18 protein-coding genes are annotated in these 23,040 nt (G+C 64.9%); all 18 read right to left on the bottom strand.

What is annotated here, in order from left to right; genetic code table 11:
* Window positions 1-25: 25 nt before the first annotated feature.
* On the bottom strand, window positions 26-505 hold the full coding sequence (locus G4Y73_RS11780; RefSeq protein ID WP_164231858.1) for a hypothetical protein: 480 nt from the start codon (window positions 503-505) through the stop codon (window positions 26-28).
* Complete coding sequence (locus tag G4Y73_RS11775) at window positions 498-1,040, bottom strand: sigma-70 family RNA polymerase sigma factor (RefSeq protein WP_164231857.1); 543 nt, start codon at window positions 1,038-1,040, stop codon at window positions 498-500. Before G4Y73_RS11775 ends, G4Y73_RS11780 begins: the two co-directional genes overlap by 8 nt.
* Before the next feature lie 102 nt (window positions 1,041-1,142).
* Window positions 1,143-2,309, bottom strand: a complete 1,167-nt coding sequence (locus G4Y73_RS14305; protein WP_164231856.1) for a GGDEF domain-containing protein — start codon at window positions 2,307-2,309, stop codon at window positions 1,143-1,145.
* 54 nt (window positions 2,310-2,363) lie between these two features.
* Window positions 2,364-4,667: a S8 family serine peptidase gene (locus tag G4Y73_RS11765; protein ID WP_164231855.1), complete on the bottom strand. Its 2,304-nt coding sequence runs from the start codon at window positions 4,665-4,667 to the stop codon at window positions 2,364-2,366.
* Between the two features lie 172 nt (window positions 4,668-4,839).
* On the bottom strand, window positions 4,840-7,305 hold the full coding sequence (locus G4Y73_RS11760; RefSeq protein ID WP_164231854.1) for a S8 family serine peptidase: 2,466 nt from the start codon (window positions 7,303-7,305) through the stop codon (window positions 4,840-4,842).
* 185 nt (window positions 7,306-7,490) lie between these two features.
* A complete protein-coding gene (locus tag G4Y73_RS11755) occupies window positions 7,491-9,968 on the bottom strand; it encodes a S8 family serine peptidase (protein ID WP_164231853.1) in 2,478 nt (825 codons plus the stop codon).
* 155 nt (window positions 9,969-10,123) lie between these two features.
* Window positions 10,124-10,771, bottom strand: a complete 648-nt coding sequence (locus G4Y73_RS11750) for a response regulator transcription factor (RefSeq protein WP_164231852.1) — start codon at window positions 10,769-10,771, stop codon at window positions 10,124-10,126.
* Complete coding sequence (locus G4Y73_RS11745) at window positions 10,768-11,538, bottom strand: sensor histidine kinase (protein ID WP_164231851.1); 771 nt, start codon at window positions 11,536-11,538, stop codon at window positions 10,768-10,770. Before G4Y73_RS11745 ends, G4Y73_RS11750 begins: the two co-directional genes overlap by 4 nt.
* Before the next feature lie 7 nt (window positions 11,539-11,545).
* Window positions 11,546-14,860: a serine/threonine-protein kinase gene (locus G4Y73_RS11740; RefSeq protein ID WP_164231850.1), complete on the bottom strand. Its 3,315-nt coding sequence runs from the start codon at window positions 14,858-14,860 to the stop codon at window positions 11,546-11,548.
* A gap of 102 nt (window positions 14,861-14,962) precedes the next feature.
* Complete coding sequence (locus G4Y73_RS11735; RefSeq protein WP_164231849.1) at window positions 14,963-15,802, bottom strand: GAF domain-containing protein; 840 nt, start codon at window positions 15,800-15,802, stop codon at window positions 14,963-14,965.
* Window positions 15,792-16,619, bottom strand: a complete 828-nt coding sequence (locus tag G4Y73_RS11730; protein ID WP_164231848.1) for a DUF6689 family protein — start codon at window positions 16,617-16,619, stop codon at window positions 15,792-15,794. The genes G4Y73_RS11735 and G4Y73_RS11730 overlap by 11 nt, the downstream gene beginning before the upstream one ends.
* A gap of 125 nt (window positions 16,620-16,744) precedes the next feature.
* Window positions 16,745-17,629, bottom strand: a complete 885-nt coding sequence (locus G4Y73_RS11725) for a ParB/RepB/Spo0J family partition protein (protein ID WP_164231847.1) — start codon at window positions 17,627-17,629, stop codon at window positions 16,745-16,747.
* A 14-nt stretch (window positions 17,630-17,643) separates the two neighbouring features.
* On the bottom strand, window positions 17,644-18,483 hold the full coding sequence (locus tag G4Y73_RS11720; protein ID WP_164231846.1) for an AAA family ATPase: 840 nt from the start codon (window positions 18,481-18,483) through the stop codon (window positions 17,644-17,646).
* On the bottom strand, window positions 18,480-19,109 hold the full coding sequence (gene rsmG / locus G4Y73_RS11715; RefSeq protein ID WP_164231845.1) for a 16S rRNA (guanine(527)-N(7))-methyltransferase RsmG: 630 nt from the start codon (window positions 19,107-19,109) through the stop codon (window positions 18,480-18,482). Before rsmG ends, G4Y73_RS11720 begins: the two co-directional genes overlap by 4 nt.
* Window positions 19,106-20,134, bottom strand: a complete 1,029-nt coding sequence (locus G4Y73_RS11710; RefSeq protein ID WP_164231844.1) for an oligopeptide/dipeptide ABC transporter ATP-binding protein — start codon at window positions 20,132-20,134, stop codon at window positions 19,106-19,108. Before G4Y73_RS11710 ends, rsmG begins: the two co-directional genes overlap by 4 nt.
* Complete coding sequence (locus G4Y73_RS11705) at window positions 20,134-21,114, bottom strand: oligopeptide/dipeptide ABC transporter ATP-binding protein (RefSeq protein ID WP_164231843.1); 981 nt, start codon at window positions 21,112-21,114, stop codon at window positions 20,134-20,136. The genes G4Y73_RS11710 and G4Y73_RS11705 overlap by 1 nt, the downstream gene beginning before the upstream one ends.
* Before the next feature lie 42 nt (window positions 21,115-21,156).
* The gene (locus G4Y73_RS11700) at window positions 21,157-22,062 is read right to left on the bottom strand and encodes an ABC transporter permease subunit (RefSeq protein WP_164231842.1); all 906 of its coding nucleotides are present in this window, start codon (window positions 22,060-22,062) and stop codon (window positions 21,157-21,159) included.
* Window positions 22,059-22,997 (bottom strand): oligopeptide ABC transporter permease OppB, encoded by a 939-nt coding sequence (gene oppB / locus G4Y73_RS11695; protein ID WP_164231841.1) that lies wholly within the window; start codon window positions 22,995-22,997, stop codon window positions 22,059-22,061. Before oppB ends, G4Y73_RS11700 begins: the two co-directional genes overlap by 4 nt.
* Between the last annotated feature and the right edge of the window lie 43 nt (window positions 22,998-23,040).

Raw genomic sequence — 23,040 nt, 5'->3', positions numbered from 1 at the left:
CTCTGTGGGTTGAATTCAGGTCGGTTCAGACGCTGGCCAGCAGCAGGTCGTGCCGCCAGTCGCCTTCGGCGTAGCGCCGGTTGAGCTCCTGCAGCAGCACGATCCGCTGCCGCCAGAGATCACGGTCGGCCGGCGAATCGGCCAGCTGCTCGTCGAGCCAGGCCAGTTCGGTCTCGAGCCAGAGCAGTGCTTCCAGCTCGATGCCCTCGACCACGCTCTGGCGCTGGTCGGCCAGCCGGGATTCGAGTTGCGCCGACGTCGCCTGCAGGTCGGCAAGCGTCACGCCCGCGGGCTGTGCGGTCGGGCCATCACCTGGCGCAGGTGGGGCAGGCATCTCCACCATCACCGTGGCCAGCACGACCACGGCGACCATCGCGGCCACCGCCGAGAAGCGCCGCAGGAAACGCTGTTTCCCGCGCCGGTCGAGATCCTCGGCAATCGCCGGCCAAAGGTCCTCGGGCGGACCGGTTTGCTGCATTCGGGTGAAGTCGATGCGCTCATCCATGTTCCATGCTCCTGACCGGCGCTTCGCCGGCCGTCAATTGCTTCCTGAGCTTTTCCCTTGCCCGCGCCAGCCGCGACTTGGACCAGGACACGGTCTGCCCGGCCAGCTCGGCGATCTCGGCGTGCTTCATGCCCTCGGCGTCGTGCAGCCAGACCACCTGGCGGTCGAGCGCGTCGAGTTCCGCGAGGGCCCGCTCCAGGTCCAGTGCCGAATCGTGATCGCGAAATGCGCCCGCCTCCTCGATTTCCGGCTGCTCGCTCGCCCGGCGTCGATGCTGATCCATGACCTGGTTGACAAGGATGCGGCGCAGCCAGAAGCCGAACTGCTCGGCGTTTCGAAGCTGGCCGACGCGTTCGAAGGCCAGCACGAAGGCCGACTGCACCGCATCCCAGGCCCGCGCCTCGCAGCCGCTGAGGCGGACCGCAAGCGTCCACGCCGGCCGTGAGTACTGGCGGTAGACCCGCTCCTGCGTGCGCCGACAGCGTCGCTTCAGGGCGGCCAGGGCCAGGTCGTCAATGGGGCTCGAGAGGCTCATGTCGGTGTATAGACGCCCGGGCGGGCGAAAAGGTCGCAAGAGAATCGAGTGTTGGCTGGTTAACGGGCCACTTCAGGGGCACCGCCTCGTTTCCAGAATTGACTATTTGAGCCGCTCGCCCGGCCCTTTGCCTACGCGGCCGGCCTGCTTCGCGAGCGAACAGTGAGAAATACCTTCTGCGCTCACCGATTTGAATGGTTCATCAACCCGGAAGCAGTCCCGGCCGGCGGCTTTGGCCCGGTACAGTGCCTGATCGGCGCGTCGGAGCCAGCTGTCGGCCGTTTCCCCAGGTTCGAGGCAGGCCGCCCCGGTCGAAACCGTCACAGACTGGCCCAGCTGTTCGAAGCCCCGGGCCAGTGCGGCGTGCAGCTTGGTCAGGGCTGCCGCGACGCCTTCGTGCGGCGTCCCCGGGAACACGATCGCGAACTCGTCTCCACCGAATCGATAGATGCGATCGCCCGAACGAAGGGCCTGACCGGCCATCTCGACCACACTGACCAGGACCCGGTCTCCAAATTCGTGCCCGAACGAATCGTTCAAGTGCTTGAAATTGTCGAGATCGAGCAACGCAATGGCACACGACTCTCCACGAGCACGGCTTGCCACCCGAACCTGAATATCCAGCTCCAGTGAGCGCCGGTTACCGGCACCGGTCAGCGCATCACGGCGCGCCAGTATGTCCAGCTGATAATGCTGACGATTCCAGTGCCACGAGAATAGGAGCGACAACAGGACAAGGCAGATTAATGCCATCACGAAGGCGATTTTTTCATTGCCCACCACCGCGGAAGGAGTGTCCAGTACCAGGAACACCACCATGATGGCTGCGAGCACGATAGCCAGCCGCGCATGGGTGACGAAGAAGTTGGCCATGATCACCGGAATGGCCAGAGCCCAGGCACCCGGCAGGCCGTTAGAATCGAGCGCAAGGGCTATGGTGACGGCTGCGCTGGCCACCACGGCCACAGCCATGCCCGTCAGATGGATACGGTTTGTCTGCCGCACGAAAACCGCGGCACCGGCAAAAAACAGCACCAGCAGGAGCATCCCGATCAGGATCCAATCGAGCCCACCCTGAGTCCACTTGATCGCCGCAAACGATGTAATGCCCAAAAGCGCGATCAGGCAACACCCCGTCAACAACAAGGCGTCGGATGACGGCCAAAATGACTGCAGCCGGTCAAAGGCCCGCTCCTCATTGAAGACCCTACTGAGAAGCCGCCGCCAGTACCGCCAATACCTACGGCAGCGCATTGGTTTGGTATTCACCGCAGGTTCGACCAAATTAACGAACTGATCTTTCTGGCATCACTCGCCAGTCTGTTAATCCTTTTGGTGCACCTGGACGACGTAGTCCACGGCGCGATCCTGCGGTCCGGAAAGTCGCAGTTCATAGTCACCCGAACTCAGCCCTTCCATTTCCAGCCGGCGTCGATTCCCGGTTTCAGCGGTCTCGATACGCTGGCCGTCTGCATCATGCAAGGCAATACCAATGTCTTGGTTGCCGGGATGGTAAGTCAGAATGGCCGAGAAACCGGCACAAGCCTGCTGGAACGGGATGGACGCCGAGGCGCCCGGCTCGATCAGGCCCGCCCAGCGCTCCTTGAAGCCCGCGGAACAATCCGCACCCACTGCGCCGTCGCCAGGATCGGCCTCGCTGTCGTCTCCTTCGTCCCGGGAGTCGGGGCCGGCCACGAAATCGCGCCCGGATGCCGAATCGGCATTGAGCAGCAACCCGCCGGTCAGGCTACTGCCGATCAGGATCTGGGCACTGGCCTCGGTGCTCGTCGCCGTCGTCCCGAAGACGTCGAAACCAACCGCTGCGCTGATGCGATCGAGCGCCAGTTCAACCACCAGGCGGTTGCCCGTGACGCGGCCGGCGTCGGCCGGACCCAGGTTGGTCTGGGTATTGACGCCGGTATCCGGGTCCGGCGCGATGGTGCCGTAGGTGTATTCGAGCTCACCGGTTTCGGTGACGTTCGACGATACAAATACCCGGGTATCGCCAAATTGCGCACTCTGGGTCCAACGCGAATTGGGCGTGCGCTCGGACAGGTCGCCCATCTCGAGTTCGAACAGCAACCGTTCGCTGCCATCGTCAAATCGGAAACGGCCATTGAGAATGTCCTGGGCCTGGGTGCCGATCTGGTCGTTGCGCGAATCGACGATCTCGGGAGTGTCGGGGCCGGGAATCAGGTTCGCCGGGGCTTCCACGGCTGAAAGGCCCATGGCGCTACGGACCGCATTGTGCGCATCGACATACCCGGCGCCGACCACGCGTTCTTCGAACGGCATCGGCATGGCGGTATCTCGCAGGATTTCCATGATCTCCTGTGGCGTGAGCATGGGATTGGCCTCGAGCATCAGGGCGACCACCCCGGCCACGTGGGGTGCGGCGAAGCTGGTGCCCTGCGAGGTGGTGTAGAACGGCAGGAATCCGGGCGGAATGTCATTGTCCTGTAGCAGGGCGGTACCGGCCAGGTTGGTGACGCCCGCGCCCTTCGAGCGGGTGCTCTTGATGTTCGCGCCGGGCGCGGTGATGTCGGGGCGCAGGTTGGGCGCCTGGTCCGGATCGGCAGGGTGCGGTGCCGAATCGACGCCGCTGCCGTTGTCCTCACCGCGCGAGGAGAAACTCGCCGGCGTGCCCAATCCTTCCTTTTCCCCGGCCGCCACGGAAATGACCCAGGGCGCCACAGCCAGCCGGTTGATCGCGCCGGGCACATCGCCGCTGTTTCCGGCGGCGAAGACAACGGCGATGAAACGGTCGTGCATCTCGCGCGTGCCGACGTTGATGGGGTCGTAGGGGTCGTAGTTCTCAGCACTTCCGAGATCGGAGCCGAACGAGTTGTTGACCACCCGGATGTTGTAGCGAAACTGGTTGACCAGAATCCAGTCGTAGGCAGTCACGATGGCAAAGGTGGAGAGCCCGGCATCGTTGCCGGCGACCAGACCGATCAGATCGGCACCGGGCGCGACGCCGCCGTAGAAATTGCCCGATGCGGCGCCGGTAGCGCCAACCGCGCCGCTGACGAAGGTGCCGTGGCCGCCCTCGATATCGGTCATTGGCTGATCCTCAAGGGCCGCCGGCGGAACCAGTCCGGAGGGCGGACTCAGCGGCACGTCGGCGAGCGGAAAGTAGACGTTCTGGACGACGTTGTTGCCCAGCTGCAGGTCCGGATGGGTGGCGTCCAGGCCGGTATCGACGACGGCCACGCCGACGCCGGCGCCGCTGACCGGCATGCCGCCGTTGTCGGCGGTGACCTCGCGGTCGCGCATCAAGGCCGCCTGGCCGATGAATTCCCGGCTGGCGTTGGTGTAGGGCTGATGAATGCGGTTGCCGTAGAGCGAGACCACGTCCGGATGATCACGCAACCACTCGTACTGGCTGGCGTTGATATGGGTGAGCACCATGGGTAGCTGTTCGAGCACGTAGCCATCGATGATGCCGCCCAGCTGCAGATCCAGCAGCGTGGCATCGCCGGGCTGGTGTTCGAAGGTGATCACGACAGGATGATGGTCGAGCGGCGATTGCTCGACGGCCGTGCGCAGTTCAGGGTCGATCGAGATCGCGGCCAGCGCTTTCGCACCGAGGAGCAACAGCAGCGGCAGCAACAGATAACGCTTCATGGTCGGGCCCTCCAAATGGATTCATGCATACCCCGAAAGGAGAACAGATCTGCATCGGGCCGGGAACCCGGGGGTTCCCTCATTCAGCTTGGGGGAAATCCCTCACAAAAAGGCCGGCCTCCGAGTGGAGGCCGGCCAACCGGCCGGGCTAGAGGGCACGACCCCCGGCCGATTAATTACCCTGGCGATAGCGGTCGAAGAAGTTGACCTTGGCGAAGGCGTAGCCGGCGCGGCTGACCGCATCAAGCGGTTCGAACCAGGCCTTGAGCGTCGGCTGCAGGTCAAACGGACCCTGCTCCAGCTCGAAGCGTGCGCCCATGACCTCCAGGTCGAGCGCCAGCTGCACATGGCCGCGGAAGCCCGCCGGAACCTCGGCATCGTCTTCCAGCGCGATGCGCTCGCCGTTGACTGCGACCGTGATCGGATCGTCGCCCAGCGCAGCCTCGACCTCGGCCGCTTCGGCCTGCAGACCGAGCGACTGGATCAGCCCGTAGGCCAGCTCGGCGCGTAGTACCGCGCCCTCGGGCTCGAACTGGCCGGAAGCGTCGGCCAGCACCACCGGGTCCTGCACCTGGACCCTGTCCTTGAGCGCAGCGCCGCGGGCCGCGCCGGACTCGGCGGTTGCCAGGTCCAGTCCGAACACATCGAAGAAGCTGTCGGTCCCGTCGGTGGGACGGATCTGGCGCATACCGGCACCCATGGTCAGGTACTCGGCCGTCTCGGCGCGGGTGATCGAATCATCCGGCTCGAACACGCCGCCGGCACGACTGTCGGCCAGGCGGTTGGCCACGGCGAACTCGATCATGCCCCGGGCGGGATGGCCGTCGACATCATCCAGACCGGTAAAGCCGTCGACGCGCATGAAGTCGACATCGGCATCGACCGTGCCCGGCACAGCCGTGCCGTTGGTCAGGCCCAGCGGATCGAGCACGACACCCGAGACCGCGCCGATGCCGCGCACTGTGATCGTCCACTCACCGGGGCGCGCCGGGGCGGTCACGGCAATCGACGGACCCAGCAGCGGCAGCGAGATGGCCGAACCGTAGCGGTTGCCGTCGGGGTCGGTCAGCACCAGGGCCACGGTGTTCTCCGAGACGTTGGCGCTGGCGATCACCGTCGACAGGCCCTCGGCGACCGTGAAGGTCTCTTCGTCGGACTCGAGCAGCGGATCGAAGTACAGCTCGAAGTCCGGACCTTCGATGCGGCTTTGCTGCACGTTGGCGTTGAACTCGCGCAGCATGTTGACCGTCTGGCCGTAGTCGTCGCGTGCGCCGGCGGCCATGGCCACGGCGGCGTGGGCGTTGACCATGCCGGCACCGACCTCCCAGTCCTCGCGGCCGGGGATGTTGGTGGCGGTCGCCTCGAGAATCTCGATCACTTCCGACCAGTGCAGGCGCGGGTTGGCTTCGAGTATCAGCGCCACGATCCCGGCCACGTGCGGGGCCGACATCGAGGTGCCGCTGAGCGAGGTGTAGCCCAGATTGCCGTCGGTGGTGGCCAGCGGGTCGGTCTTGGCCTGGGTCGATACGATGTCGACGCCCGGCGCGGTCACCGTGGGCCGGTCGAACCAGGTGAAGGTCTCGCCGTCGATTTCCACGGTGCCGCCGCCGTCGCGCTTGCCGCGCGAGGAAAAGTCAGCCAGGGTCGCGTTCTTGTTGGCGGCCGCAACGCGCACGATCCACGGCGCCTTCTTGAAGTTGCCGGTGATGGTGTTCTCGCCCGAGCCGGAGTTGCCGGCGGAGAAGACCACCACGATGTTGCGGTCAGCAAGCATCTTGGTGGCGATATTGGTCGGGTGATCCGGGTCGAAGTCGGTACCGGTGTCACTGGGGCTGCCGAACGAGTTGGTCACCACGCGGATGTTGTAGCGGAACTGGTTGACCAGGGCATAATCGAAGCCGCCCAGCGTGTCGAGAATGAACAGGCCGGCGCCCGAGCCGTAGCCGATGATGTCGGCGCCAACGGCCACGCCCGCGTGGTCGCCGCCTGAGAATGCACCTGTGCCGCCGACGGTTCCCGCAACATGGGTGCCGTGTCCGCCTGCGATATCCGTGTCGGGCACGCCCTCGAGATAGGTGATCGGCAGCATTTCGTCGGTGGCGTTCAGGTTGGTCTGGGCGGCGACGTTCTGCACCACCTTTTCACCGAACTGAAGGTCCGGATGGTTGCCGTCGACGCCGGAGTCGTTGACCAGCACGCCAATGCCCTTGCCGGAATAGGGCAAGCCTGTGGCGTTGCGCAGGTTGGCATCGGTACGCATCCGGTCGACCCCGGTCAGGTCGCGGGCGTCGGCGTTGTCATATTCCAGCCGTTCATTGAGCCACACCGACTGAACGCCGTCGAGATCGGCGATTGCCAGCACCTGTTCCGGGGTGGCCACCACGCCGGCCATGGGCAGAACCTGGAAGGCCAGACCGCTCACGCCGACCGGGGCGAGGGTGTCGACCATCCGTTGCGGTTCGCCGGCATGCGCGCGGTCGAAGCTGACGACGACCTCGATGCCGTCATTAAGCGAAGCGGAATCAAGCCGGTCAAGCAGGCTGTCACCGATGACCGCTGCCGTCACCGGGGTCGATGCCAGCACGGTGATCAGCAAGACGGCCAGCAGGCCTGAAATGGATCGTGGAAGGGGGTTCATGGATAACTCCTCTCAAGTGTCAGTTGACGTATCGTCATGAGACGTGATCGCGGATCGGGAAGCCATCCGGGACTTTCCTCATGGACTGGCGGGGAAAACCCCCAGCCCATCGTCGAGGCATGCCCTGGACGGCCGGAGCGGATGGCAGGAAGGCCCGGGCCGTGCCCGGGGCCTTCCAACGGGCCTCACTGGCCCTGGCGATAGCGGTCGAAGAAGTTGACCTTGGCGAAGGCGTAGCCGGCGCGGCTGACCGCATCAAGCGGATCGAACCAGGCCTTGAGCGTCGGCTGCAGGTCAAACGGACCCTGCTCCAGCTCGAAGCGTGCACCCATCACCTCCAGGTCGAGCGCCAGCTGCACATGGCCGCGGAAGCCCGCCGGCACCTCGGCATCGTCTTCGAGCGCGATGCGCTCGCCGTTGACCGCGACCGTGATCGGATCGCTGCCCAGCGCAGCCTCAACCTCGGCGGCTTCGGCCTGAAGACCGAGCGACTGGATCAGCCCGTAGGCCAGCTCGGCACGCAGCACCACGCCCTCGGGCGCGAACTGGCCGGAAGCGTCGGCCAGCACCACCGGATCCTGCACCTGGACCATGTCCTTGAGCGCACCGCCGCGGGCCGCACCGGCCTCGGCGCTTGCCAGGTCCAGACCGAACACGTCGAAGAAGCTGTCGGTCCCGTCGGTGGGACGGAACTGGCGCATGCCGGCACCCATGGTCAGGTACTCGGCCGTCTCGGCGCGGGTGATCGACGCATCCGGCTCGAACACACCGCCGGCACGACTGTCGGCCAGGCGGTTGGCCACGGCGAACTCGATCATGCCCCGGGCCGGGTGGCCGTCGACATCATCCAGACCGGTAAAACCGTCGACGCGCATGAAGTCGACATCGGCGTCGATCGTGCCGGGCACGGCAGTGCCGTTGGTCACGCCCAGGGGGTCGAGCGTGACACCCGAGACCGCACCGATACCGCGCACCGTAATGGTCCACTCACCGGGGCGAGCCGGGGCGGTCACGGCAATCGACGGACCCAGCAGCGGCAGCGAGATGGCCGAACCGAAGCGGTTGCCGTCGGGGTCGGTCAGCACCAGGGCCACGGTGTTCTCCGAGACGTTGGCACTGGCGATCACCGTCGACAGGCCTTCGGCGACCGTGAAGGTCTCTTCGTCAGACTCGAGCAGCGGATCGAAGTACAGCTCGAAGTCCGGACCTTCGATGCGGCTTTGCTGCACGTTGGCGTTGAACTCGCGCAGCATGTTGACCGTCTGGCCGTAGTCGTCGCGTGCGCCGGCGGCCATGGCCACGGCGGCGTGGGCGTTGACCATGCCGGCACCGACCTCCCAGTCCTCGCGGCCGGGGATGTTGGTGGCGGTCGCCTCGAGAATCTCGATCACTTCCGACCAGTGCAGGCGCGGATTGGCTTCAAGTATCAGCGCCACGATCCCGGCCACGTGCGGGGCCGCCATCGAGGTGCCGCTCATCAACCCGTAATCGAGCGTGACCGGATCGGCCAGGGCGTTGGTATTGGACATGGTCGAGAGAATGTCGACGCCCGGGGCGGCGACATTCGGACGGTCATGCCACTCGAACGTCTCGCCGTCGACCGCCACCGTGCCGCCACCGTCGCGCTTGCCGCGCGAGGAAAAGTCGGCCAGGGTCGCGTTCTTGTTGGCGGCGCCGACAGTGACCACCCACGGCGCCTTGATGAAGTTGCCGCCGATGGTGTCTTCGCCCGAACCGGAATTTCCGGCAGCGAATACGATGACCACGTTCCGGTCGGCCAGCATCTTGGTGGCGATATTGGTGGGATCATCCGGGTTGAAATCGGTACCGGTATCGCCGGGACTGCCCCAGGAATTGTTGATGACACGAATGTTGTAGCGGAACTGGTTGACCAGCGCATAATCGAAGGCACCCAGCGTGTCGAGGATGAACAACACGCCGCCGGAACCGTAGCCGATCAGGTGGGCACCCGGTGCCACGCCGGCATAGTCGCCGCCCGAAGCCGCGCCGGTGCCCGCGACCGTACCGGCCACATGCGTGCCGTGGCCGCTGCCGATATCGGTATCGGGCACGTCTTCCACCCAGGTGATCGGGAGCATGCCGTCGACCGCGTTCAGATTGGCCGTGGCGAACACGTTCTGTACCGTTTGCTCACCCAGCATCAGGTCCGGGTGCGTGGCATCGATCCCCGAGTCGTTGACCATGACGCCGATGCCCTTGCCCGAAAACGGGAAACCCATGTCATTGCGCAGATTGGCATTGGTGCGCGCCCGGTCGACGCCGGTGAGCGCCCGCGCTTCATCGTTGGTCAGCTCAAGGCGTTCATTGAGCCAGAGCGAGCGCACGTCCTCGACCTCGCTCAAAGCCAGGATCTGCTCGGGCGTGGCCAGCACTCCGGCCATCGGCAGGGCCTGGAAGTAGATGCCATCCAGGCCGTGCTGCGCCAGGGTCGCGACCTGCCCCGAATCCAGCGGGCCCTGGCCGTCGAAGCTGACAATGACCTCCAGGCGATCGTCGGCATCGCTGTGCTCGATCGAGTCGAGCAGGCTTTCGCCGATGGTCGCGGCAAGGCTGAACGGGGAGACTGCCAGCAAGGCCAGCAGCCCGAACGCTTGCAACGCGCGCCACGGGCTCTTTGGGTGATTTCGGCATGGATTGAACATGTTGATCCTCCGTCAGATGTCGAATCCTGACAGGAGAACCGATCGGGCGCCGCGGGGAAATCCGGGATTTCCCATTCATTCCAGTGGGAAAACCCTCAGGGATCCGGTGCGACGGCATCACGCCATGCAGATTTGCTCGGGGGGGGGGGGGCTTCCTAGTCGATCAGCCCCCGGCGGGCCGCGTAGCGCACCAGTTCGGCGGTATTCCTGACATCGAGCTTGTCGAGCACCCGGCCGCGATGGTTTTCCGCGGTCTTGACGCCAATCCCCAGCGTGCGCGCCACTTCCTTCGTACTCTTGCCCTCACACACCAGGTGCATGACCTCTCGCTCGCGCGCGGTCAGCGACTGATAGGGATCCTCGATCGCCTGGTCACGCGGCTCGCGCTGTGCGCGCGCCAGCGCTGCCGCGGCCTGCGGGCCAAACACGCTGCCCCCCGAGGCCACGCATTCGACCGCGCGGCGCAGTTCCTCGCCCGGCGTGTCCTTGACCAGATAGCCATGAGCACCGGCACGAACCAGCGGCAACACATACTCGGGTTCATGGTGATGGGTCAGAACCAGGATGCGCAACTCCGGCAGCGACTCGGCGAGCCGACGCACCACTTCCAGGCCATTGAGCCGAGGCATGCTCAAATCGACTATGGCCAGATCCAGCGGCAGCTCCTGCGCCTTGGCAATCGCCTCCATGCCGTCGCCGGCCTGGGCGATGACCCGGCACAAATCGTCTTGTTCGAGCAGCGCCTTGAGACCGTCACGGACGATGGTGTGATCGTCAGCCAGGAAAATTCGGATCGGTTTCATGGGCTGCCAGCGTCCATCGACGATTGTGAATCGAGACGCACCGTGACCGTAATGGCGGTGCCTCGCCCGGGGGCACTGCTGATCGCCAGTTGGCCGCCAAACAGCCGGACGCGGTCGCTCATGCCGGCCAGGCCGATGCCGCGTTCTTCGTCAACTTCCTTCCGGTCGGGTTCGAAGCCAACGCCGTCATCGCGAATTCGAAGCTCGAGGGAGTTGCCCGAGCGGGTCAGCGACAAACTGGCCTGGCTGGCGCGGGCGTGCTTGACGACGTTATTCAGGGCTTCCTGCGAGATGCGAAATAGCAGGGATTCCAGATCGGCGTCCCGGCTTTCCTCGGGCAGGCCTTCAACCGACACCGAGACTTCGATACCGGCGGTTTCTCCGGCGCGACGCCCCAGCCATTCGAGCGCGGCACCGAGCCCCAGGTCGTCCAGCACCTGGGGTCGCAGCACCCTCGACAGCTCGCGCGTGTCCTCCAGCGCCTTGCGCGCCAGTTCCACGCTTCGAGCCCGGTCTTCGGGCGAGCGCTCCAGGCTGTGCACCAGTGCGGTCAGCATCTGGCCGAGATGGTCGTGCAGCTCCCGCGCCAGATGACGACGCTCGTCCTCCTGGACTCGCCAGGTGCTTCGCGCCAAGTGCGAGAAATCCCGCTGCATGTCCTCCAGCTCGGAAAACAGGCGTTGGTTTTCGTGTGCCAGCGCTTCGACACGTTCCTGCAGGGAATCCTTGCGCCGACGCCTGCTGAATAGGCCGTGAAAGTGTGCCATGGGTCGATCATAAGCCATGCATCTCCCGGAAAGCCGTTTGTAACTCCGGTGGCATCTGACTGGCCAGCTCGAGCAGCAGGGTCCGGGACAGGGAATCGCCTTCCGACAACGCTTCCGACGGGCTTTCAGTCCGTTCCAGGATGGCATGAAGCTGCCAGTTACCCACCCAGGGGTCGAGCTCCAGCGGGGGCCGCAACGCCTGCGATACGGTTTGCTGCGCCTGCAACACGCTGCCGGACTCGAGCTGATTGTCCGCCAGCAACGTCAGCGCCTGAAGCTGCATCGGGCGGTGTCCGAGTTGCTCGGCACTGGTCGCCAATTCCTCGAAATCGGCCGGATTGCCGCCCAGTCGGCGCAGGCGGCTGATCCGGATCATGAGCGCCGTCGGTTCGCTGCCGCTGGAACGCGCCAGTTGCAGCGCTTCGTCAAAAACCGCGGCCGCCCCCGATGCATCCTCGGGCGCACGCAAGGCCGCTTCGATGCGCACCAACCTGGCACGCTGCGACAGGTTGGCCTGGTCGGCAAAGTATTCCTGGGCTCGCTGCCATTGCGGCCGGGCATGCGCCAACAAATCGAGCGACGCAAGCACCTCGGCCGTCCGCAAGTGGTACTCGGCCAGCCCGCGCCGGTCATCCAGCGGCTCGAGCAGTTCGATGGCGGTATCGAAAGCGTCCAGCGCCGCATCGATACGGCCCTGATAGCCTGCCAGCAAGCCGATCGAGCCGTGCGCCGTCGCCTCGCCGAACGGGTTGCCGAGCTCCCGCGCCATCTCCAGTGAGCGCAGCAGGCTGGCCTGTGCTGCGCTCCAGTCGCCGCGCGCCATTTCCAGTTCTCCGGAAACGTGCAGACTCGACATCAACCCCTGCGAGTCGCCCGCTTCGGCTTGCTGCTCCTTGGCGCGTTGCGCGAAGGCTTCGGCCGTTTCGTACTCACCCAGCATCAGGTGCATGAATGCCAGGCTGGTGCGAACGCCGGCGGTGGCGTGACCGCTTCCCAGTTGCTCGAATGTGCGCAATGCATCCCGATAGTGGCCGCGCGCTGCATCGTAGTGGCCGACCTCCTCTTCCAGCACGCCCAGTTCGTTGTAGGTTCGCGCCAGCCCCGCCAGGTCGCCGATCTCTTCACGGATGTCGAGCGCCCGGTCGATGGCATCCCGGGCCAGGTCATAACGGCCGCGAATCATGTTCAGACGACCGACGTTGGACAGGCTGGCGGCATGGCCGCGCCGATCGCCGGCCTGCTGGCGCAGCTCCGCCGCATCACCGTAGTAATCATTGGCGACATCGAGCTCACCGAGTCGTTCGTGGGCGATACCCAATCCGTTGAGCACCTCGGCCCGACCTTCGATATTGGCGAGCCGGTTCTGTATCACCAGCGCCTTGACGAAGTAGTCTTCCGCTGCGCGCTGCACATTGCCGGACATCACGGCAAACTTGCCCAACAGGAACCATGCGCGCGGGTGATTGGCGTCGATCTCCGAAACCTCTTCGGCCAGCCGGGCTGCCTCCTGGAGCTGGCCCTGATCGGCCAGGAGTTCGGCCAATGCCAGCTTGGCGTCCGTGTCGGACGGGTATTGTTCGACCAGGCGGGTGAAACGCTCAATCGCTCGCTCGGTCTGCCCAGCCAGCGCCGATAATCGGGCTCTTGCCCAGGCCTCGGCGCGACCACCCTGGCCTTCCAGCAGTTCGGCCGCGCGTTCAGCGGCATCCAGCGCCTCGTTGTAGTACCCGGCCGCAGCGCGCGCATCGGCCAGGCGCGCCCAGGCCATGCCAAACGCGTCGTCCATTTCCACGGCCCGCTCCAGGGCATCGAGGGCGCGCTGATGATCGCTGCGTGCCAGCGCGTCGATGCCGTCGTCGAACCGGGCCAGGGCGTCGAGATCGTTCGACATGGGCAATCGCTCTGCATCACCGCCCGCGGGCACCTCCAGCAAAGCGACGATACGCTGCACGGCCTGGTCCGCACCGTCCAGAATTGCATCGGGTTCCAGTTTGATCTGGAACTCTGAGCTATCTGCATCTGCCGAGTCGAATACATTGACCTGAAACCGCAATTCGGGTGCATTGCCGAGCAGTGCAGCCTGCACGATCCAGTCAGCACCCAGCAACTCGGCGAGCTGCGCCAGCCGGCCCTGGTCAAGCTCGGCGACGGTCAGGCGCAAATCGGCCAGTGTGCGTCGAACCCGTAACGGTTCCACCACCATCAGATTGCGATTTTCCGCCAGCCGCCCGGCGGTGATTTCGGCCAGGCTGTTTCTTGCCCAATCAAAGTCTTCGCTGCCGGTTCCGTTGACGATCGGGAGAATGGCCACACTGGGTGCTGCAGCGGGCATCGGAGTGTGGGAATCCAAGAAATCCGGCAAATACATTGCCGCCACACCGACCAGGCCAGCAATAAGTACCGCCCAGGCCGACCGGCGCACCGTGCGGCGCCAGTTCAGACGGGTCTGGCCCCGGGTAAGGTCATCGGCAAAGGCTTTTGCATCGGCGTAGCGGTTGTCCGGATTCGGCTCCAGCGCGCGACGCACGGTGCGCCTGAGGCTGCGCGGAACGGACTCCTCGCCGGGGAGGACAACCGGCGCGGCCGGATTCATGCGCCGGGCGATGGTTTCGTCTCGCGTTTCGCCTTTCAACGGGGTCTTGCCCGTGAGCATCTCCCACAGCACCAGGCCCAGGGCATATAGATCGGCGCGCGCATCCACAGCCTCTCCCCGAACCTGCTCGGGTGCCATGTAGGCGACCGTGCCGATGGTCTGGCCGGCTTCGGTCAATTGTTGTTGGTCGAGCGCCCGGGCAATGCCGAAATCGGTCAACCACGCCCTGCCGGAGTGGTCGACCAGGATGTTCGATGGCTTGATGTCGCGGTGGACGATACCGTGGCGGTGCGCTTCCGCAAGCGCTCCGGACAACTGGATCGCGATCCCGACGGCCTGGTCGGCACTCAGCGGGCCATCGGCAAGGTGCTCTACCAGAGTCCGGCCAGGCACCAGATCCATGGTCATGAAGACCAGGTCCCCATCGGTGCCGATATCGTGGATGCGAACGACGTTGGGATGACTGATCTGGCGCGCCAGCCTGATCTCGCGACGAAACCGCTCAAGCGCGACCGGATCGGCCGCCAGCTGCTCGGACAACAGCTTGAGCGCAACTTCTGTATCGAGCGAATCGTCGTGGGCGCGGTAGACGATCCCCATACCACCGACGCCCAGCACTTCGACAATCCGATAACGGCCGTCCAGAAGCGTGCCGGCAGGCAGCATTCGGCGCGTACCAGTCATGGTACGGGTTTCGGTTTGCCGGAGATCGTCCTTTTTGTCACTCATCGAGCGCAATCTCCGGTGCTCGCCCGCCCCTTTCCCCGACTGAGGATCACGTTACAGCCAAACGGCACGGCCGATCAAGCGGTACGGCCCGGCGGCACGCGTTTACAGGCTCCGCTGTATGGCGTGTATGTTGTCTCGTACCCATGCCGTATCCAGAAGCAGTTTCAGCTGCCTGATGACGGCCTCCAGCAGATCGGCGTCGTGCCGGGTAAAGAGCTTGCCGGGCTCGAGGCTGTCGGCGTAGGCAACGGCGATGACTTGCTCGCCCCGAAAAATCGGCATGGCCAACAGGGCCCGGATTCCTCCGGTCGAAATGCTCTCGCTACCGGCCAGCGCCCGGGCGCCGTCGGTATCGGAGCAAAATTCACTGATGCCCTCGATCGCCGCGCGGCGAATCGCTGTCATGCTCGGGGCCGGTTCGGCATCGCCCAGCTGCACGACAGGTCGACATCCGCCATCTTCCAAAACTTGCCAGAGACCGGCCCGCTCGCAGCCCGAAAGCCGGGCGAGTTCCCGTACGGTGTGATCGAGCGCGTCGGAATTCGACTTGCCCCAGTCGGGCCCGGGTTCGACACCGCCGTCGCCGTGACCGGAGCGTCCGGCATCGCCCGATTCTGCCGCCGCGGGCCTGACCAGCAAGGGAATACCACCGGCTTCGAGCCAGCCGGGTGACGAAATCACGGCCCGGTCTATGGGGCGGCCGTCCAGGCGGGTACCATTCTTGCTGACCTGGTCGGTTGCCAGCCAGCCGCTCCCGGCGTCCTCGAGCAGCAGGTGAATACGCGACACACTGGCGTGATCAAGACAGACGTCGGCGTCGGGCGAGCGGCCAACGGCATATCGACGGCCAGGCTCGAGCCAGTGCAACTGCCCGGGCTGCCCGGGCAGGAAAGCGGTCAGGCAGAGCCCGTCGTGATCGAAGCGCTCGTCCTTAGCCGGCAAGGCCGAGACTGTAGCGAAGCGTGCTGGCGCGAGCGCGCAGCATGCCCTCATGGTTGTCCAGGTCTCGAGCCGAGCGCCACACCTTGGGCACCAGTCCGGCATCGGCGGCCGACCGGACTGCGGCTTCGAACTGAACCAGTTTCTGAACCGCTCCCGAGACATCGTCGAGCAGCCAGGCAGCGTAGGCATCATCAACCAGGAGCTGCAAGTCACCGAAAGTGCCCGAATCGAGATCACCCGAGGCATCCGAAAGGGTGTCCTGCAGACCGTCGAACTTGTCCTCGATGGTCTGATCCAGCAGCCGTGTGTCGGCAAGGATCAGGAAGTCCGACCACTGGCCGCCACTGCCTCTGACCCGATAGCTGCCGGCCGCGGTTTCATCCGTGATGTCCCGAAACGGCGCGCCATTGCTGCTCTTGAAAAGCCGCAACGGTGTAGCAGGCGAGTAGTGCAGCGCGGTGGTGTAGATCTCGACCTCGGCGACGCCCTCGAAGCTCAGCCCGCCGTCCACCGGGGGATCGATGGTGATCATCAGGGGAAACCCGGACGGCACCGTGATCTCGGTGGCATTCGGCAGCCGGCCAAGCAAGGCCGGCGACAGCGGATTGACCTGGGAGACCGACAGGCCGAGGCTCTGCTCGCTCAACCCGACCACTTTCTCGAACCGGATGGTCAGATCGGCAGTCGCGACACCGACCAGCTCGATGCGCGCATGTGCCTCGTTACCGTCGATCGATAGATCAATCGTCTGGGCCGCAGCAAAGCTGCTCGAAAGGGCGGCGGCGACCGCGAAAATCAGCGTCAGAAGCCTTTTCATCTAGAAATCTCCCTGCAGTGGGGATAAATGAGCGTTCTCTAATCAACCTAATAAGCTAGCAGCATTCCGCGCGCGACGCAATCCGGAAACGTCCCCGGCTCGGGAACGCCGACAATCCCGGAACCCTACCGCCTGAATCGCTCGAGCAGGCCGTCGAGCTCGTCCAGGCTGGTGTAGCGAATGGTGACCTGGCCCTTGCCGGAAGCCGAGTGCTTGACGCTCACCGGTGCGCACAGGGTTTCGGTCAGCTCCTGCTCGAGCCGCTCGATATCGGCCGGCTTGTCGGACGTCGTCTTCTTTTTCGCCGGAGTGCCTTCGCGCAGGCGTCGCACCAGGGCCTCGGTCTGGCGCACCGACAGGTCCTTGTCGACCACCTCACGCGCGGCGCGAATCTGGTCGGAGCGTTCGAGGGTGAGCAGGGCGCGGGCGTGGCCCATGTCGATCTGCTTGCTGTCGACCAACTCGCGTACTTCCGGGGCCAGCTCCATCAGCCTGAGCAAGTTGGTCACCGAGGTACGCGAGCGGCCCACGCTCCTGGCCGCCTGTTCGTGGGTCAGGCCGAACTCGTCGATCAGGCGCCTGAGCGCGACGGCCTCTTCGAGCGGGTTGAGGTCCTCACGCTGGATGTTCTCGATCAGGGCCAGCGCCAGGGTGGCCTCGTCGGCAATCTCGCGCACCAGCGCCGGGATGGTCTCCATGCCGGCCATCCGGCAGGCGCGCCAGCGGCGTTCGCCGGCGATCAGCTCGTAGCGCCCCTGCTTCGCCAGGGGGCGCACCACGATGGGCTGCACCAGTCCCTGTTCCCTGATCGAATCAGCCAGCTCTTCCAGGCGATCCGGATCCATGGCCGATCGGGGCTGGTAGCGGCCGGGCTCGATCACGTCGAGCGGCAACTCCTTCAGCCCGGTCAGCTCGCCTTCGGGGCTGGCCTTCTCGGCCGCGGCCCGGGTCTTGCCCAGGAGGGCATCGAGGTTGCGGCCCAGGGGTTTCTTCTTGCGTGACGCTGCCATGTCTGAATCCTGTATCAGGCGCTGCCGCTTTCGGCAGCCAGGTCCTGCGGGGTGGATGACGGCGCCCCGCGCGCCGCCTCGCCCATGCGGCGCAGGTATTCGCCGGCCAGGCCGAGATAGGCCACGGCGCCGCGCGATTCACGGTCGTAGTGAATCACCGACTGGCCGTAGCTCGGCGCTTCGGCCACGCGCACGTTGCGTGGAATCACGGTGGCGTAGAGCTTGTCGCCGAAATGTTCCGAGAGCTGGCGCGAAACCGCGCCGGAGAGATTGTTGCGGACGTCGAACATGGTCCGAACCAGGCCTTCGATTTCGAGCTCGGGATTGACCGAGTCCTGGATCTGCTCGATGGTGCTCAAAAGGGCGGTCAGGCCCTCGAGCGCGTAGTACTCGCACTGCATCGGAATCAGCACCGAGTCGGCCGCGGTCAGGGCATTGAGCGTAAGTACGCTCAGCGACGGCGGGCAATCGATGATGATGTGGTGATAGCGCGAAGCCGCGTTGGCCAGGGCGGCACGCAATACAGTGGCGCGATCGTCTTCGTCCATCAGCGCGACTTCGGCGGCGGTCAGGTCGCCGTTGGCCGGCACCAGGTCAAAGCCCATGGCCTCGACGTGCACGGTCGCCTCCGTGACACTGCACTCACCGAGCAGCACCTCGCAGAGCGTGTTCTGCCCGTCCTCGAGTTCGACCCCCGAGCCGGTGGTGGCATTGCCCTGCGGATCGATATCGACCAGCAGGACGCGGCGCTCGAGCTCGGCCAGCCCGGCGGCGAGGTTGAGCGCCGTGGTGGTCTTGCCCACGCCGCCCTTCTGGTTGGTCACGGCCACGATGCGGGCCCGTCTTTGAGTCATTGGCGTTCCACGATGGCCAGGCTGCGGACACCGTCCGCTCCGGGCACCTTGAGTTCGATTCGATCGACATTGTACGCATCCCCGACGGCGGCGCACTCCTCCGGGGTCAGTCGGCCCTTCATCGCCAGCAGGCGCGCACCATCGTCGATGAAGCGTCCGAGCTGCGCGAGCAGCCGCGGCAGGGGCGCCAGGGCACGTGCCACGATCTCGTCCGGTACCGTTTCCGGCACGAATTCCTCGAGACGGGCCTGCACCGGCTCGATATTGTCCAGTCCGAGCTCGCGTCGCACCTGGCGCAGGAAGCGGACCTTCTTGCCGTTGCTGTCGACCAGCACGAAGTGCCGATCGGGACAGGCGATGGCCAGCGGCACCCCGGGCAGTCCGGCGCCGGTGCCGGCGTCGACAATGACTTCACCGGTGATCCACGGCAGGATGCTCAGGCTATCGAGCAGGTGACGATCGACCATCGCCGGCAGTTCGTCGACGGCGGTGAGATTATAGGCCCGATTCCAGCGCGCCAGCAGTTCGAGGTAGGCCAGCAGCTGCCCGACCTGGCCATCGTCTAGCTCGAGTCCGAGTTCACCCAGTCCGGCAATCAGGCGCTGGCCGATCCGCTCGTCGCTCACGACTCGGTCGAGGCCTCCGGCTCGGGCAGGTTGCCCTCGGGCAGTTCACGATGGTGATGGCAGGCGACCTGGTGACCGTCGTCGAGCGTTTCCAGCTCGGGTACTTCGCGCACGCAGCGCTCGGTGGCAAACGGGCAGCGCGTGCTGAACACACAGCCCTTGGGTGGATTGAGCGGCGAGGGCATGTCGCCCTTGAGCGCGCGCCGGGCACGGGCCCGTTCGCGCACCGGATCGGGAATCGGTACCGACTCGATCAGCGCCCGGGTATAGGGGTGGCGCGGCTGGTGATAGATGCTCTCGCGATCGGCCAGCTCCATCACCTTGCCCATGTACATCACCAGAACGCGGTCGGAAACATGGCGCACGATCGACAGGTCGTGGGCAATGAAGATCAGGGACAGTTGCAGCTTCTGCTGCAGATCCTTGAGGAGATTGACGATCTGCGCCTGGATGGACACGTCCAGCGCGCTGACCGGCTCGTCGCAGACGACCAGGCGCGGATTGACCACCAGCGCCCGGGCAATGCCGACGCGCTGGCACTGCCCGCCGGAGAACTCGTGCGGGTAGCGGTTGATCTGATTGCTGCTCAGACCGACCATCTTGAGGATGCCGCTGACCCGCTCACGAATCTGCAGCCGGGACATCGACGGGAAGAAGGTCTTGAGCGGTTCGGCGATGATGTCGCCGATGGTCATGCGCGGGTCGAGCGAGCCCTGCGGGTCCTGGAAGATCAACTGGATTTCACGGCGCTTGCGACGAAACGTCTCCTCGCTGGCCCGGGCCAGATCCTCGCCCAGCCACAGAATCTCGCCACTGTCGGAGCGCTGCAGGCCGAGCAGGGCACGGGCCAGGGTCGACTTGCCGCAGCCCGACTCGCCGACGATGCCCAGGGTTTCGGCCGGGTAGACATCGAAGCTCACGCCATCGACGGCACGGATCTGATGGTAGTCGTGGCGAAAGATCGAGCCGGTGTCGACCCGGAAACTGACCTTCAGATCGCGCACCTGCAGTACCGGATTGCGCATCAGCCGGCCTCCTTTTTCGACGGCAGGGCGTCGAGGTGGCAGCGCTTGAAGCGGCCTTCGACGACTTCCTCGAAAGGCGGCAATTCACGGCACTTGTCCCAGGCGTAGGAGCAACGATCGCGGAAGGGACAGCCCTCGGGCACTTCGAGCAGGTTGGGCGGGTTGCCCGGAATGGCGTGCAGGATGCCGGACTGGTCGCGGTCGAGGCGCGGCACCGACTCGAGCAGACCCTCGGTATAAGGATGGCGCGGATCGGCGAACAATTCATTGATGCCGGCCAGCTCCATTTCCTTGCCGGCATACATCACCAGCACGCGATCGCACAGGCCGGCAACGACGCCCAGGTCATGCGTGATCAGGAGAATCGCCGTCGACGACTGGGTCGAGAGTTCGCCCATCAGTGAATTGATCTGTGACTGCACGGTCACGTCCAGCGCCGTGGTCGGTTCGTCGGCGATCAGCAGGTCGGGTTGACACAGCAGCCCCATGGCAATCATCACGCGTTGGCACATGCCGCCGGAAAGCTCGTGCGGATATTGGCGCATGCGCTGCTCCGGATCGCTGATCTGCACCAGCCTGAGCATCTCGATGGCGCGCGCACGCGCTTCCTTGCGTTTGAGATTGCGATGATGCGTCAGCACCTCGACGAGCTGATCGCCGATGGTCAGATAGGGATTGAGCGAGGAAACCGGGTCCTGGAAGATCATCGAGATCTTCGAGCCACGCACGCGCGTCAACTCGGACAGGGACATACCCAGCAGTTCCTGGCCGCGGAACTTCACCGAACCGGTGGCGCGTCCGTTTTCCGCCAAAAGGCCCATCAGGGCCAGCGCCGTCTGCGTCTTGCCCGAACCGGATTCGCCCACCAGGCCCAGGGTCTCGCCGGGCTCGAGATCGAAACTGATGCCGTTGACCGCGTGCACCACGCCGTCGGGGGTGTCGAAGGAGACGGTCAGGTCGCGGACTTCAAGCAAGGCCATGGCACATTCCTTCGGATTTCGTATTTCGAATTTCGTGCTTCCTCATAGCCGATCCTTCGGATCCAGCGCATCCCTGAGTCCGTCGCCGAGGAAGTTGAAGGCAAACAGGGTCACCGCCAGGAACGTGGCCGGGTAGAGCAGCGACCAGGGGGCGGTTTCGAGTTCCTGGGCGCCTTCATTGACCAGTGCGCCCCAGGAGGTCAGCGGCTCCTGCACGCCCAGGCCGAGAAAGCTCAGGAAGGATTCGACCAGGATCACCTGGGGAATGGTCAGGGTGACGTAGACGATGACCACGCCGAGCAGGTTGGGCACGATGTGGCGCCGGATGATCTGCCATTCGGTCGCGCCGCAGGCGCGCGCGGCCTCGACAAAATCCTTGTTCTTGAGGCTCAGGGTCTGGCCGCGCACGATGCGCGCCATGTCGAGCCAGTTGATTGCGCCGATGGCGATGAAGATCAAGAAGATGTTGCGCCCGAACACCACCATCAACAGGATCACGAAGAACATGAAGGGCATGGCATAGACCGCGTCGACGATGCGCATCATCACGTTGTCGGCCCGTCCACCGACATAGCCGGCGAAGGCTCCCCAGGTGACACCGATGATCAACGACACCAGCGTGGCGACCAGGCCGACCAGCAGCGAAATCCGCCCGCCAATCAAGGTGCGCACGAACAGATCGCGTCCCAGCGCATCGGTCCCGAACAGGTGGCCCTTCTCCAGCGACGGTGGTGTCGAGTAATTGTCCCAGTCCGGGATCTCGTGGTCCCAGTTCGACAACATCGGACCGAAAGTGACCAGGGCGATAAGCACGATCAGGATGGCCAGGGCCGCCACCGCCGCCTTGTTCTTGAGCAGGCGGTGCCAGGCATCGACGTAGAGCGAGCGCCCGCGGACGTCGCGCGTGTCCAGCGCCTGATCGAAGGCATCGCGGGTGGTCTCATTCATGATTCGGTTTCACCGTCGTCGTAGCGAATGCGCGGGTCGAGCCAGGCATAGAGCAGATCAACCATGAAATTGAACAGGATGATCAGCACACCGTAGAGAATGACCACGCCCATGACCAGGGTGTAGTCGCGGTTGAGCGCACCCTGCACGAAATACGAGCCGATGCCGGGAATGGTGAAGATGCGCTCGACCACGACCGAACCGGTCAGGATGGCCGCCGCCGCCGGCCCGAGATAGGAGATGACCGGCAGCAGGGCCGGTTTGAGGGCATGGCGAAAGATCACTTCATTTTCCGGCATGCCCTTGGCGCGCACGGTCCGGATGAAACTCGAGTGCAGCACCTCGATCATCGATCCGCGCGTGATGCGGGCGATGTAGGCAATCATCGGCAGGGCCAGGGTCACGACCGGCAGTACCATGCGATCGAGACTGAACTCCCAGCCGCCGGCCGGCAGCCAGCCGAGCGTGATGGCAAACAGCAGGATCAGCAGCGGCGCCATGACGAAATTGGGCACCGATATTCCGATCATGGCGATGCTCATCACGGTGTAATCAGCCGGCCGGTTCTGCCTGAGCGCCGCCCAGGCGCCAATGGTCACACCGAACAGCAATGCCAGTACCAGCGCCGCCAGGCCAAGCGTGAACGAAACCGGCGCCCCCTGGATGACCAGGTCGTTGACGGTCCAGTCGCGGTAATGGAACGAAGGCCCGAGATCGCCGCGAACGATCTGCCAGAGATAGCGCCCGTATTGAAACACCAGCGGCTCGTCGAGATGGTACTTGGCCGCCAGGTTGGCCTCGATCTCCGGCGGCAGCGCCCGCTCCGAATCGAACGGCCCACCGGGAGCTACGCGAATCAGGAAGAACGCGAAAGTGATTAGCAGAAACAGCGTCGGAACCGCCGACCCCAAGCGCCTGAGCGAATACTTCAGCACAAGCGCCTCCATGGAGCGCTGACTTGCCTCACGCCAAGACGCG

It is taken from the genome of Wenzhouxiangella sp. XN201 (genome assembly GCF_011008905.1).
GTDB lineage: Bacteria > Pseudomonadota > Gammaproteobacteria > Xanthomonadales > Wenzhouxiangellaceae > Wenzhouxiangella.
Note: the sequence above shows the minus strand (reverse complement) of the source record. Positions and strands in the feature narration are given on the sequence as shown.

Coding starts and splice junctions, on each gene's coding strand:
- G4Y73_RS11780 (WP_164231858.1), bottom strand. CDS start 505: ATGGATGAGCGCATCGACTTCACCCGAATGCAGCAAACCGGTCCGCCC.
- G4Y73_RS11775 (WP_164231857.1), bottom strand. CDS start 1,040: ATGAGCCTCTCGAGCCCCATTGACGACCTGGCCCTGGCCGCCCTGAAG.
- G4Y73_RS11765 (WP_164231855.1), bottom strand. CDS start 4,667: ATGAAGCGTTATCTGTTGCTGCCGCTGCTGTTGCTCCTCGGTGCGAAA.
- G4Y73_RS11760 (WP_164231854.1), bottom strand. CDS start 7,305: ATGAACCCCCTTCCACGATCCATTTCAGGCCTGCTGGCCGTCTTGCTG.
- G4Y73_RS11755 (WP_164231853.1), bottom strand. CDS start 9,968: ATGTTCAATCCATGCCGAAATCACCCAAAGAGCCCGTGGCGCGCGTTG.
- G4Y73_RS11750 (WP_164231852.1), bottom strand. CDS start 10,771: ATGAAACCGATCCGAATTTTCCTGGCTGACGATCACACCATCGTCCGT.
- G4Y73_RS11745 (WP_164231851.1), bottom strand. CDS start 11,538: ATGGCACACTTTCACGGCCTATTCAGCAGGCGTCGGCGCAAGGATTCC.
- G4Y73_RS11740 (WP_164231850.1), bottom strand. CDS start 14,860: ATGAGTGACAAAAAGGACGATCTCCGGCAAACCGAAACCCGTACCATG.
- G4Y73_RS11730 (WP_164231848.1), bottom strand. CDS start 16,619: ATGAAAAGGCTTCTGACGCTGATTTTCGCGGTCGCCGCCGCCCTTTCG.
- G4Y73_RS11725 (WP_164231847.1), bottom strand. CDS start 17,629: ATGGCAGCGTCACGCAAGAAGAAACCCCTGGGCCGCAACCTCGATGCC.
- G4Y73_RS11720 (WP_164231846.1), bottom strand. CDS start 18,483: ATGACTCAAAGACGGGCCCGCATCGTGGCCGTGACCAACCAGAAGGGC.
- G4Y73_RS11710 (WP_164231844.1), bottom strand. CDS start 20,134: ATGCGCAATCCGGTACTGCAGGTGCGCGATCTGAAGGTCAGTTTCCGG.
- G4Y73_RS11705 (WP_164231843.1), bottom strand. CDS start 21,114: ATGGCCTTGCTTGAAGTCCGCGACCTGACCGTCTCCTTCGACACCCCC.
- G4Y73_RS11700 (WP_164231842.1), bottom strand. CDS start 22,062: ATGAATGAGACCACCCGCGATGCCTTCGATCAGGCGCTGGACACGCGC.